Origin of the sequence: Enterococcus sp. DIV0724b (genome assembly GCF_050531475.1) — a bacterium.
Lineage (GTDB): Bacteria > Bacillota > Bacilli > Lactobacillales > Enterococcaceae > Enterococcus_L > Enterococcus_L haemoperoxidus.
Map to the genome: position 1 here is coordinate 1,962,699 of NZ_CP172890.1, position 13,261 is coordinate 1,975,959.

The following is a 13,261-nucleotide window of genomic DNA, read 5'->3' on the forward strand; positions in this document are numbered from 1 at the left end:
TTTATTTTATTCCGGAAACGTTAAATCCTTGTAAAATGTATTTTTGAAAAATCGAGAATACGATCAAAATTGGAATAACCATAAATGTCGCTCCAGCCATTTGTAAGGCATAATTTGAACCATGTTGTCCTTGTAATAGTTGTAAGCCAACAGATAATGTATAATATTTTTCATCATTGGCGATAATCAACGGCCATAAAAATGAATTCCAGCCACCGATAAACGTCAAGATGCCCTGAACTGCTAAAATTGGACGACTGACTGGTAAAATTATTTTGAAAAAGATGTACCACTCACTAGCGCCATCAAGTCTTGCTGCTTCAAGCATTTCATTTGAAATAGTATTCATAAATTGTCGGAATAGAAAAATTCCAAATGCACCAGCTAGTCCTGGCAAAACGATTCCGATTAATGTATTCGTCAAACCAACTGAATTCAACAATAGATACACGGGGATCATGGTTACTTGTCCCGGGATCATCATTGTGGCTAATACCATCAGAAAAAGTCCATTTTTTCCTTTGAAATCAAACTTAGCAAACCCGTAACCTGCCATAGCGTTTAATAACAAGCCGATAAAAGAACAAGCCGTAATGATCAACGTATTTTTAAGATAGGTGCCAAAATTCAATCTGAAAAATAACTCTTTAAAATTATCAAATGTCGCATCTTTTGGGAATAAACTAGGTACGATCTGATTGATTTCCGCATTGGTTTTAAATGAAGAAAAAATCATCCAAAGAAACGGGAAAAAAGTCATGATGCCCAGAACGCCTAAGAGGATACCAATAAAAAGCTTAAAACTCATTTGCGCATTTTTATGTGAATTCATATCGTTCTCTCCTTTTATCCTTCATTTTCTTTTTGTTTTGTTTGGATTTTCATTTGGATACTTGTCACAATAATGATCGCAATGAATAAAATGACAGAGCCTGCTGCTGCATACCCAAATTTGTTGTATTGGAAGCCTCTTTGATAAATAAATAACGCAACGGATAACGTACTATCCAATGGACCACCTTTGGTCATAACGAACGGCTCATCAAAGAATTGGAACCAACCGATCAAGGTCGTTACTGTTACGAAGAAAATCGAAAATTTTAGCAATGGGATCGTGATTTTTAAAATTTGCTGCCATTTGTTTGCACCATCAATTTCAGCTGCTTCATAATATTCTTTTGGAATGCCTTGAATCGCCGCTAAAAAGATCAGCATATTTAAGCCAATTGCTTTCCAAACTGCAATGATAATTAATGAAAGTTTCGATGTACTTGGATCTGTCAGCCACATAATCGGGCCAATGTTTAAAAAAGATAATAAATGATTTAATAGGCCAATTGTTGGATTATATAAATACATCCATACAACTGATACAGCCACTGTATTTGTGATTGAAGGGCTATAGAATACTAAACGCATAAAAGAGAAAAATTTATTCTCCCCAAAGTTGATCATAATAGCTAATGCTAATGAAGAAAGAATAACTAGGGGCACACCGATGACAACATAATAAGCAGTGTTAAACATCGCTTGTCCAAAAACTTTATCGTTGAAAATGTTTAAATAATTATCTAAACCTACAAATTTAATCCGAGAAAAATCTGCTAATCCTGCTAAACTCATATCTGTAAAACTAATTGTTACAGCGATAAAAATCGGTATGATAGAAAATACCAGTAACAATGCAACGGCTGGAGCAATAAAAAAATAAGGTGATTTTGATTTTTTCATGGTTTCGTTCCTCCTTACTAAATCAATAAAAAGAACAAAAGACAAGTTTACATTTATCATTCACTAGATGCATGATCGATAACATATTCTAGCCTTTTGTCCCTTCACTCCTTAAGATTATTTAATCAAGCTTTCCGTTTGCTCATTTAGCTCATCCATTGCGTCCTGAAGATTTTTTCCGCTCACAACAACTTGTTCCCATTGCTTCATAAAGTTTTGAGAAATTTCATCCCATTGTTTTAATAATGGCATCGGTTGTGATTCGTTTAGTTGTTCTCCAAATACTGAAATCAATGGGTCATTTTTGAATACATCTGAATTCCATGATTCTTTATTGGTTGGAAGTGAATTCGTACTTTCAAAAAATTTCGTTTGATTTTCAGGTTTTGATAGATATTCAATCAACTTCATCCCATCATCTTTTTTCTTAGAACTACTAAAAACTGCTAAATTGGCTCCACCTGTTACTGACATATTGTTCACAGGTCCTTTAGGTAACTCAGCCACTCCCCACTTCCCGTCAATATCAGGAGCGGAATCTTTGATACTATTGATCATCCATGGACCACTGATAAACATCGGTACAACACCTTCTCCACCGAAGCTTTGTCCGATCTCTAATCCTAAATCTGTCTTAGGTGCAGAACCATCTTGGACTAACTTATCTAAGAATTTTAAGGCATCTACCATTTCAGGTTGATTAAATAGTGGCTTATTATCTTTATCAAATAGCTCGGAGCCATTTTGACGAGCGAACATAAAACCAAATGTAGGCTCTTTTAGCTCAACACCAAAGCCGTATTTATTGTCTCCACGAGCTGCTAGTTTTTTTGCTGCATCAGCTAATTCATCCCATGTTTTGGGTGCTTCTTTGTAACCAACACTTTCTAACAAATCTTTTCTATAATATAGCCCACGAGTTTCGGTATACCAAGGTACTGCATAGGTTTGACCATCAAATTGAGTTGTTGCAACAGAACCATCGAAGAAATTTTCTGATTTCATGACGTCACTTTTTTCTACATCATCTGATATATCCAACAATGCACCAGCATCAACAAATTCACTCATATACGTCGTTCCCATTTGTACAACATCTGGTCCTTCTTTAGAAGCCACTGCCGTTAGTAATTTATCTCTCGAGGTAGACCACGGAATACTTTGGATTTTGACTTTGATTCCAGATTCCTTCGTAAATTCATCCACAATCGGCTTGATTCCTTGATCACCATCACCCATATACCAAAAGGTTAGTTCATCTGAAGCGCTTTCTTTACTTCCCGAAGAACAAGCTGCCATAACACCTACAGTCGCAAATAAAGTTGTTCCTAATAAGCAAAGCTTTTTCCATGATTTCATACTTCCACTCCTCAATAATATTTAGTGAAACGTTTCTACAAAAATGATTATATTCCTCATTTCATTTAAAAGCAAGCGTTTTCTTTCGGGTCAAATCCCGATGTTTCCGGAATTGGAACAACATTAAATAGAAACGTTTCACTAAAAACTAGATATATACACTCTTTGCAGTGAAAATCTTAATAAAATTTACTCAAAATAAAAAAATTCTCATTATAAGTATTTTTCACTTAATTAATAAGAATTTTAAATAAGGTAAAGATTCAATTATTCGTGGAGGATAAATTTTTTTATATCTTCCACTGCAATATTTTTATTTTCTCCTAAAAACAATTGATGCCTCCCATTCTCATATATTTTTAGAGAAACTTGTGCTTTACTAGCTTTTGCAAGGTAATACGCACTTTTATAATATGTTGTTTCATCCTGTCTATTCTGTAGAATGAGCATTCTTTTATTCGTTGTTGATTGCGTTTCGTTTTTCAACTTTTTCTTTGTTTTTTGAAGTAACGATAAAAACTGGTAGCAAGAACGAATAGAGGCTGATTTGGCAGAGCTAAAATAATAATCCAATTTCTCTTGCTTTTTAAAGAAGATGCCTCCCGCGATATCTTGCATAATCACGTTAACATTATAAAGATAAATCGGAGTACTGCATAAAATGAGTTGATCTACTGATGCTCTTTCTGAAGCTTGGATTGTGAGTAAGCCCCCCATTGAAAAACCAATGCACGTGATATATGTATACTGTTGTTCCAGTTCATCTAATTTACGCTTAACATCTGCTAACCACTGGTCGGATGTCGCTTTTGAAAAATTTTGTTTATTTCCATCGTGTCCAGTTAATTGAATCCAAAATGAATCAAGATTATTTTGTTTTAAGTATTCATGTAAATAAAGAATTTCTTTCTCATTACCGCCAAACCCATGAATAATCAATATCGCTCTTTTTTCCATTTTGACCAACTTTCTTGTAAATGAATAATTGTTTAATTGAAAGAGTGTCTTAACATTTTTTTCAACGTTTTTATTTTACCTTGAAAGTGTACGCTCATTCTTCATACCCTGACTAAATTTAATAAATATTTAGTATCCAACACATTTTAGCGATAAAAAAATAAAAGTAAAACGAAGTCTAATCTATGCGTTTTACTTTATTACTTTTTATTTTTAAGCTTGTTTCGTTGGTAAAATCGTCATTTCTGTAATACCAACTGAATCCGGCTGCGAAATGGCAAATAAAACTGTTTGCGCCACCGCATCTGGTGTAATAGCAATTTGATAAAACTGCTCCATCCCATTTTTTACTTTTGGTGTGGAAATTGTTTCTAGCAATTCAGTTGCAACTGCTCCTGGATAAAGAGTAGTTGTTCGAATATTCGTTCCTTCCATTGCAGATTCCATGCGAAAACCATCCATAATCGCACGAACCGCATGTTTGGTTCCCGTGTAAATACTATTACCAGGGAAAACCTTAAGTCCCGCAATCGAACTTGTCGTAATCACGTGACCTGATTTTTGAGCTGTGAATTCTGGTAAAACTGCTGCTAATGAATTGAGCACACCTTTGATATTAATATCAACCATGTCATCCCATTCGTCTGTTTTCAATTCACTCATATTTGAAGCTGGCATAATTCCTGCATTCGCAAATAACACGTCTACTTTGCCAAATTTATCTTTTGCAACTTTAACAAGTGTTTCTACCTCTTTAGCGTTACGAACATCTGTCACAGCGTAAATACTATTATCTCCGAGTTTTTTCACAAGTTCTTTCAACCGTTCTTCTCTTCTAGCGCCTAAAACGACTTTTGCACCATTCTCAATCAATAATTGAGCTGTTGCTTCCCCTATTCCAGATGAAGCACCGGTAATGACTACAACTTTATCTTTTACATTGTTATTCATTAATAAGACTCCTTTAATTTCGTTTTTTATTTATCCACGCCATATCTCAACCATAGCGTATCTTCTTCGATGATATCGACTGACTTTAATGTAAACCCAACTGGTGCTATTTCAGGCAGGTTATCTGCTCTTTCAAAAATCGTATTGGTATCTGTTCGTCCGTCAGTTACTGGTGTCATAACAATACTCACTTCATCAATCAATCCCTCTTGTAAAAATGACCAATTGATATATCCGCCGCCTGAAACCATTAATGTTTTAATACCAAATAAATTCAATAGTTTTTCTGAAGCGAGTGTGCAATCAATCAGCACTTGTCCTGCAAAAATATAAGAGATTTGTCGCTCTCGAAGATAAGCAACATACTCATCACTAGCTTTATCCGTTAAAATTTCAATAACGTGGGCTTCTGGACGATTTTCGTATTGAACGGTGTTTTCAATCCAGCCAACTTTACCAGCAGGATCAGCTGAAACAATATACATTTGGGCGTTTCCTTGTGCAACGTAATCTGTTCTAGGATAAGGTGTTTCTATTTCTTTCAACTCAGGTTTATGGAAATGAGTAAAATTCTTTTCCATCGTGACTCTACCACATAACCAGGCTTGACTATGGTAGCTGCCATTGGTTGTTTCATAAGCTTCGCTGCCAGCAATGGCATATTTTGAATTCATATAAGCACCGCTAATTTTTCCATTGATAGAAGTTAGCATATGACAAATAATTTTTGGCCTTTTCATCATTGTTACTTTCCTCCATTATTTTTTTGTTTTTTCGTTATGGTGCTGATTACAGTACAAAAAGCCAACAGCATCATGATCATACCTTCTGCCATAAAAATGTCCGTATTTTCTTTAGAAGGAAGGATATTTCCTAATAGTGAAATCGAAATTGGGGCAAAAGCTGCGCCAATATTGAAACCTATCAATAACAAAGATGTACTCTTTTCTGAATTGCCGTTGCTATCTTGATTCACCTCATTAAATAAATATGGGATAAAGGTGCGGAAAGAAAATCCACACAACAATACAGCAAATGAAATTGACACTAAATTTTGAGAATAGGCGATCATAAACATTGAAAAACTTAAAACAATAAATGATAGTGGTAATGTCCATTTTTTAGTTATTGTAACGATTGACCCAAATAATGCACCGGCAGTCATAGCACCTAAACCTACCAATGCAATCAAATTACTGCCATCAGTTGCATTTCCAAAACCTTTTTCTAGCAGTAAGGAGGTGATTTTCACTGTCACTGACATATAAATAGTGACAACTATTATCAATAAAGCAATATAGCCATAAGTTGAAGGAGTGATTGTCTGATTCACTGTTTTACTTTTATTCTCCTCTTTCTCAAGAGCAACATCTGGGACAAACCATGTAAATAAAAGTAAAACAGGTAAAGCTAGTAAATAAGCTAAAAATGAACTACGCCAATTCATTATCAACAGTTGACCTACTGTAAAAGTAATGATCATACCACCAATTCCTTCGAATGCACTTTGAAAACCAATCACAGATGAAAGTTCTTTTCCTTGGTACATTTTTCCAGCTAGAGAAAAGAGTAGCGGATTAAATAATCCAATGCCAATCCCAAATAATATTCTGCTGAAAAATAAAAACCAAAAGGACTGTGCAAAGACAGGTATAATCCCTGCGCCTAATACAATACCAATACCAAGCTGTACAGATAGCTTGTAACCAATTTTTTTAGCGAAGATATGGCTAAATGGCACGGTTAAGATAATAAACAAAGAAGGGATTGTGGTAATCAATTCTACTAAAGTAGGATCGATCGTCGGATAAGCTGTCATAATCGCTGGAATATTCGCAGCAATTGCGCCACCCGATACCACAAGTAATGACACAGATAATAACGAAAACTTGGTTAGTTTATTCACTGAGTTGTCTCCTTTACAATACGCAAAAGATAGTCCGTATTTTTTATTCACCAAATATTTCTTTTGCTAGAGCAAACGCGGACCATGCTTTTGGCCATCCTGTATAAAAAGCTAAATGAGTGATTAATTCCACCATTTCTTCTTTTGTCACACCATTTTGTTTGGCGATGTTCATATGGGCTTCTAATTGAGGTACGCCTTGTGTTAATAAGCTTGAACAAGTAATCAAGCTACGTTCACGTGGTGAAAGTTGTTCTTCTCGCGACCAAACTTCACCAAATAATACATCATCGTTTAATTCTGCAAATTTTGGTGCAAATGCACCTAATTGATCTCTGCCAGCTGTTTGTTTTTTCATTAGGTAGGACTCCCATCTTTTATTCATTTTTATAATTGATTATATAATTCATCTGAAACAGGTTCTAACCATTCTGGCGTGCCTGCTGTAATGGCTAAATGTTCAAACCAGCTATCTTTTGCCGCTCCATGCCAATGTTTCACACCATCATGAGTCACAATCACATCTCCAGCTGTTAAAAATTGTGCAGCCTTGCCCTCTTCTTGATACCAGCCTTCCCCGCCAGTTACTAATAACAATTGAAACCCATCATGGTGAATATGCCAATTATTGCGGCAACCAGGTTCAAAGGTAACATTGCCTACACCTACATTAACCTCTGGATCTGCAATTAAATTGTTTAAATAGCTTTGACCGATAAAATACTGCGCATATGCCTCATTTTTTTCTCCTACAGGAAAAATCACACCGTTTTTCACTTCTTCAAATTTTGCCATTTTTTATTCCTCCAATTGATTTTTTTTGGTTATTTATGTTGTAACCAGTTTTTGATTGCGATATCTGCTTTTTCAACTCTGGACCCACGAATAGGTATCCCAATATGGATAATTGAATCAGGACATAATTTCTGTAGATCGTTGATACTATTGCCCATTCCACTGCCTTCATGTGTGCAGAAGGGATAAATTTTTTTTCCTGAAAAATCATTTTCTTCTAAAAAAGTTGTAACAATCATTGGAAAAGTGCCCCACCAATTGGGATAGCCTAGATAAATATTTTGATGTTTTACTAAGTTAAGGGAGAGTGGTTGATATTTTGGTCGCTCGTTCATTGCTTTTTCTTGTTCTGCTTGCGTAACTACTTCTTCGTAAACTTTCGGATAAACTATTTGTGGAATAATTTCAAACATTTCAGCACTGAGTATCTCAGCAATCTTTTGCGCAATAATTTTCGTATTTCCAACCTGCAAATACTCTTTCTTTCCATCAATCAAATTTTCAAAAGGTCGAGAAAAATAAATGATTGCAGTCATTTGATCACCTTCTTTTATCCTTTACTTATAAAAAAACAGGTTGCACCATCTACTTACAAGTAAATGATACAACCTGTTTCTCTACACGTCTAATGCTTACAGCACTGAGTTACCATGCCTTAAAAGCATCATTGAATCGTTGGATAAATTCTTTTACTGCAGGTGTTTGAATTCGTTTTTTCTTCCAAACAAGAACACAGTTTGTTTTAACCTCAGGAGCTAACGGGACAAATGTCAATCCGTCATGTTTGCCATTTGTCGTTGCCCCTTCAATCGTTAAAGCTGAACCAACACGGTTTTCTACTAACGAAAAAACATTGAAAATCAAATTAAAGGTGCCTACCACATTTAAACCATCGAACGGTTTCTCCAACCACCTTTCAAGCATTAACTGAACCTCCGAACGATTTGAGCTTAATAGTGGAATCCCTTCTAAATCATCCGGTTGAATAACAGTTTTTTGTGCAAGAAAAGAATCATTAGATACTAATAATCCCCATTTTTCTTCCCTAGGTAAAATAATTTTTTCAAAGTTCGTTGTAGCAATAGGTTCTAATAATATGGCTAGATCCAAAATCCCCTTTTCCAACTTATCACTAATATCATCACTCGTCCCAGAAACAATATTGAAGGTCACTTGAGGATAATCACTCACCAATTCTTCTAACATCATGGCCATCGTATCTGAATTATCTGCTTCAACACAACCTATTGAAAAATGTCCACTAAAAAAGCCTTTACTCTGTTCTTCAAATTCACGTTCTGTTTGTTCAGTTAAAGTTAAAATTTCAGCAGCACGCTCTTTTAAAAAATAGCCTTCTTCTGTTAAAGTCAATTGCCTATTTTCTCTGATAAAAAGCGGCGTGCCTAATTTCTCTTCAAATTCTTTGATTTGTCGGCTTAAAGTCGGTTGCGTAATATGCAGAACTTTTGCCGCTTTTGAAAAATTTCTTTCTTCTGCAACGGTCCAAAAATAACGTAGTTCTCTTAATTCCATAATGGTTCTCCTTTTAAGTTCACATGCTTATTTTACAATAAAACAGAACAAATTTCTAAAAGAACCATTTTATACTTTATAACGTTTCCGTATCAATTTCGAAGCGATATTTACCCTCGCTTTTTGATACATGTTCATAAATAACAGATACTTGATCTACCGTAATCATTTCAATTTGAGGTGATGCATTATTTTCAGCTATAAAGTTGATCATTTCTATTAGACTTATTTAACTATTATCCGTCTTTGGGTCCTTTACTAAAATCCGACTTGAAAGATCGCGACCATACAAAACAAGGTCGTGATTTGTTTCTGTTAAGATCAACTCTGTAACCATTTTTGAAATTTGACCTGCTGCACCTAAAATCATTATTTTCATGTTAAATCCTTCTTTCACGTTTTGACTGAACTTTTATTTATGACCAACAATAGCATGAGGGACATAAGGTTCTTCTAAAAACTGCACTTCTTCTTCAGTCAAAGTTAACTCTAAAGCAGGAATCGCATTCGTCAAATGACTTTCTTTGGTTGCGCCAATAATCGGTGCTACAACTGGTCCTTTTTGAAGTAACCAAGCAAGTGCGATTTGTACGCGCTCCACACCACGTTTTTCAGCGATTTCAGCCACTCTTTCAACGATGATACGGTCTTGATCTGCTGTTGTATCATATTTTGACCTCGCTGTTTTATCAGTTTCAAAACGTTTCGTTTGTGCGCTCCAATCACGTGTTAAGCGACCTGATGCTAATGGACTATAGGGTGTCACCGCAATTTTTTGATCTTCGCATAACGGCAGCATTTCTCTTTCCTCTTCACGATATAGCAAATTCAAATGATCTTGCATAGACACGAATTTTGTCCAACCGTTTTTTTCAGCTACTGCTTGCGCTTTAGCAAATTGCCATGCAAACATCGCTGAAGCACCAATATAACGGGCTTTTCCTGATTTCACAACATCATGTAAAGCTTCCATCGTTTCTTCGATTGGCGTATTATAATCCCAACGATGAATAATATATAAATCAACATAATCCATCCTTAAACGCTCTAAGCTAGCATCAATTTGATGAAAGATTTCTTTTCTTGACAGTCCACCACTGTTTGGAACATCTTTTTTCATGGTAGTGAATAATTTAGTGGCAACAACAATTTCATCACGATTCGCATATTCATTCAGTGCTTTGCCAAGAATTTGTTCACTAGCTCCGTATGAATAAACATTGGCTGTATCAAAGAAATTGATCCCTAAATCTAGTGCTTTTTTAATGACTTTTTTACTTTCTTCCTCTTCTAAAACCCACTCGTGAAAGCCACTATTCGGATCACCAAACCCCATTGCACCTAAGCAAATTCTTGAAACTTCCATTCCTGTATTGCCAAATTTTACATAGTTCATTGTATTTCCTCCTCTAGTTTATTTTTCGTTTTTTTCTAGTACTACTACATTAATAAAATTCAACATATAATGATTGAATTGACACAACGTTTCTTTCAATCCCTTGTACCAATCAACATCCACTCATAGCTTCATTGTATTTCTTGGCATGTTTCAAAGCAAAAATGCAGTGGCTAAACCATATAGCTAGATAATATAATGTGCTACCAAATAAATGACCATTTTTTCTTACTAACAACAACAGTCTAGCTCTTGAAGTTCACTCCAAGTCAAGTGATTTGTTAAAATAAATAAAAAGCTTCTAAAGCAGTCTTCCTCTAAAAAATATAGGAGAAAGACACGCTTTAGAAGCGATTCATTTTCTATTATCTATTTATATTAAAATCTCTTAATGCGTTTTCAGCTGGAATCATATGCTCATCATAATTGGCTAGTTTAAACTCTAAACGTTCAATTGCTGTATTTAATTCCGAAGCTTTTTCTTTTAATTCCGAAATTTGATCCGCAATGATTTCTTTACGGGCTGGCACTGTTTCATTCCCAACTTGAAACAAGGTTAAATATTCCACTAACGATTCAATAGATAGACCTGCATTTCTCATTTGTCTACTAAAAACGATCCAGCGTAAATCTTCTTCATCAAAGTTTCGAATCCCATTACTATTACGTTTCACAGGTGGAATCAAACCAATTCGTTCATAATATCTGATCGTATCTGCAGAAACGCTACTTAATTCACTTACTTTCTTTATATTCATACCTCAATCCTCCTCTGTGAATCCCTTAACAAGTCTACTTCTTTTTTATTATAAAACAATTTTATTCTCTTTTACAAACTTTCTTATTGACTTGGAAAAACGAGCGGCTGATGATTAATTGTTTATCGTAACACAATTACTTTTTAGCATCACTATTTTTAAATATAAACATTCGACTATTTTTATACAAGACTTCAAATTTTTGTTCTACAATGAATAACTTTGTTAAAAACTAGAATAAAAAGGCTGAAACATAACTCTACGAGTCATATTTCAACCTCAAGTAATCCAAATAATCGTTTGGGGAAGAAGCAACACTTTCAGAAATAAACACTTCTTATACGAAAACTAATACTGTAAAAAAACAAAAAAAAGCTACCTCCTACTGAAACCGTAGTTAGCTAAAATTGGTCTAGAACGCTTCAACAGTTATTTGTTAGAGTGTTCTTTCTATTTTGTAAATAACTTCCTCCAAGTTCATTATAGCGGGACTGATCGGAAAACATCCGATAAATGATACGTATTAATAAATGAACGGTCGCAACAACCGATTTTTTATGTCCAGCATTTCTTCTTACCCGAAAGAAAAATGCTTGGATTCGATTGGGTTTCCCTTGGGAAACCGCTAGTGCTCCTTGCGCTAAGACCTTCTTTAGATAAGAATTTCCTTTTCCTACCCGTTTACTTCGATTCTTTCCAGCACTTTGATTGTTTCCTGGACTCGCTCCTGCCCATGAAGCCAAATGTCCAGATGTCGGGAAAACAGACATATCTATCCCCACTTCTGCGAGTACAACTGCCGCTGTTCTTCGATTGATTCCTGGGATTTCCTCCAAACGTTCTACGTATTCTTCATAAGGAACGAGATAGTCGTTGATTGTTTCTTCGACTTCTACTAGTTGTTTTTCTAAGCACTCAATTTGAGTGAGATGAAGAGCTAACATTTTACGATAATGAGGTGTCATAAATCCTTCTAGGGATTCAAGCAATTGAGGCACTTTTCTGCGTAAGGTAGTGTACACACACTCGAGAATGAGTGACTCTGTGATTGGTTTATTTTCAATTAAGGCATAGAGTAAGGCTCTGCCAGATTTTCCATAGATATCTTTAATCACTGAGGTTAATTTGATTCCAGCATTCTGCAGGACCATGTGCCCCCGATTTTTTTCTCGATTCAAATCTTCTACTAAGTGCTTGCGATAACGTGTTAAGTCTCTCAATTCCTGAATAGGTTCTGGTGGAACAAAACTTGTAGGAACGACTCCTAATCGAGTGAGACGAGCAATCCATTCCGCATCTTTCATATCCGTTTTTTTTCCTGGAATATTTTTGATGTGGCGAGGATTCGCCAACTGTAAATCAAAATGATTTTGTAAAATTCGCCAGACACATTTCCAATAAACACCCGTGCTTTCCATGCTTATGTGTGTGACTTCGTAAGAAGTCAACCAATCAGATAAGTCAAAAAGACCACGAGTTGTCGTATCAAAACTACCAAAGAATTTTTCTGGGCGTTTTTTTCCTTCAGCAGAACGAATAATACACGCAACAATTACTTTTTGATGGATGTCTAATCCAGCACAACAAGAACGAAGTACATCTTCCATTTTCAACATTCCTCCTTGAAAAAAAGTACAGAAGAGGCTATTCTACTTATAGAAACAAATTTATTTTTATACGCAGGTTCTATGACCTAATGATTGGTACAAATAAGTAGAATGATCTAGTTTGTCCCTCAAGGTTACTTGGAGAAGAACCTCAATAAGCGATCGACCTACAAGCCACTTCTGTCATCTCTAGTATGACAGGAAATAGCCTGTAGGTCGATCACTTTATTTTCATTCTGTTTGGTGAGGGCGGTAGCCCTCATGAGTG

Annotated in this window: 15 protein-coding genes; all 15 read right to left on the bottom strand. The window is 35.4% G+C overall.

Going from position 1 to position 13,261, the window contains the following annotated elements:
* Nucleotide 1: 1 nt before the first annotated feature.
* Nucleotides 2-832, bottom strand: coding sequence for a carbohydrate ABC transporter permease (locus IGJ02_RS09015; protein ID WP_010761523.1), 831 nt, complete (start codon nt 830-832; stop codon nt 2-4).
* A 14-nt stretch (nt 833-846) separates the two neighbouring features.
* Nucleotides 847-1,731 carry a carbohydrate ABC transporter permease gene (locus IGJ02_RS09020; protein WP_430601773.1) on the bottom strand — a complete coding sequence of 295 codons (885 nt, stop codon included), beginning with the start codon at nt 1,729-1,731 and terminating at the stop codon, nt 847-849.
* A gap of 117 nt (nt 1,732-1,848) precedes the next feature.
* A complete protein-coding gene (locus IGJ02_RS09025; protein WP_430601774.1) occupies nt 1,849-3,090 on the bottom strand; it encodes a sugar ABC transporter substrate-binding protein in 1,242 nt (413 codons plus the stop codon).
* 267 nt (nt 3,091-3,357) lie between these two features.
* Nucleotides 3,358-4,047 carry an alpha/beta hydrolase gene (locus IGJ02_RS09030; protein WP_430601775.1) on the bottom strand — a complete coding sequence of 230 codons (690 nt, stop codon included), beginning with the start codon at nt 4,045-4,047 and terminating at the stop codon, nt 3,358-3,360.
* 213 nt (nt 4,048-4,260) lie between these two features.
* A complete protein-coding gene (locus IGJ02_RS09035) occupies nt 4,261-4,998 on the bottom strand; it encodes an SDR family oxidoreductase (RefSeq protein WP_069654793.1) in 738 nt (245 codons plus the stop codon).
* 26 nt (nt 4,999-5,024) lie between these two features.
* Complete coding sequence (locus IGJ02_RS09040; protein ID WP_430601776.1) at nt 5,025-5,741, bottom strand: dihydrofolate reductase family protein; 717 nt, start codon at nt 5,739-5,741, stop codon at nt 5,025-5,027.
* Nucleotides 5,742-5,743: 2 nt separating this feature from the next.
* Complete coding sequence (locus tag IGJ02_RS09045) at nt 5,744-6,904, bottom strand: MFS transporter (RefSeq protein WP_430601777.1); 1,161 nt, start codon at nt 6,902-6,904, stop codon at nt 5,744-5,746.
* 43 nt (nt 6,905-6,947) lie between these two features.
* Nucleotides 6,948-7,262 (bottom strand): carboxymuconolactone decarboxylase family protein, encoded by a 315-nt coding sequence (locus tag IGJ02_RS09050; RefSeq protein WP_010761530.1) that lies wholly within the window; start codon nt 7,260-7,262, stop codon nt 6,948-6,950.
* A gap of 29 nt (nt 7,263-7,291) precedes the next feature.
* Complete coding sequence (locus IGJ02_RS09055; RefSeq protein WP_069654791.1) at nt 7,292-7,699, bottom strand: cupin domain-containing protein; 408 nt, start codon at nt 7,697-7,699, stop codon at nt 7,292-7,294.
* 29 nt (nt 7,700-7,728) lie between these two features.
* Nucleotides 7,729-8,235 (bottom strand): flavodoxin, encoded by a 507-nt coding sequence (locus IGJ02_RS09060; RefSeq protein ID WP_430601778.1) that lies wholly within the window; start codon nt 8,233-8,235, stop codon nt 7,729-7,731.
* Between the two features lie 109 nt (nt 8,236-8,344).
* Nucleotides 8,345-9,232 (bottom strand): LysR family transcriptional regulator, encoded by an 888-nt coding sequence (locus IGJ02_RS09065; protein ID WP_430601779.1) that lies wholly within the window; start codon nt 9,230-9,232, stop codon nt 8,345-8,347.
* 229 nt (nt 9,233-9,461) lie between these two features.
* A complete protein-coding gene (locus tag IGJ02_RS09070; RefSeq protein WP_430601780.1) occupies nt 9,462-9,611 on the bottom strand; it encodes a hypothetical protein in 150 nt (49 codons plus the stop codon).
* A 33-nt stretch (nt 9,612-9,644) separates the two neighbouring features.
* Nucleotides 9,645-10,628 (bottom strand): aldo/keto reductase, encoded by a 984-nt coding sequence (locus IGJ02_RS09075; protein WP_430601781.1) that lies wholly within the window; start codon nt 10,626-10,628, stop codon nt 9,645-9,647.
* A 365-nt stretch (nt 10,629-10,993) separates the two neighbouring features.
* Nucleotides 10,994-11,386, bottom strand: a complete 393-nt coding sequence (locus IGJ02_RS09080) for a MerR family transcriptional regulator (protein ID WP_430601782.1) — start codon at nt 11,384-11,386, stop codon at nt 10,994-10,996.
* A 422-nt stretch (nt 11,387-11,808) separates the two neighbouring features.
* Nucleotides 11,809-12,993 carry an IS110 family transposase gene (locus IGJ02_RS09085; RefSeq protein WP_430601783.1) on the bottom strand — a complete coding sequence of 395 codons (1,185 nt, stop codon included), beginning with the start codon at nt 12,991-12,993 and terminating at the stop codon, nt 11,809-11,811.
* Between the last annotated feature and the right edge of the window lie 268 nt (nt 12,994-13,261).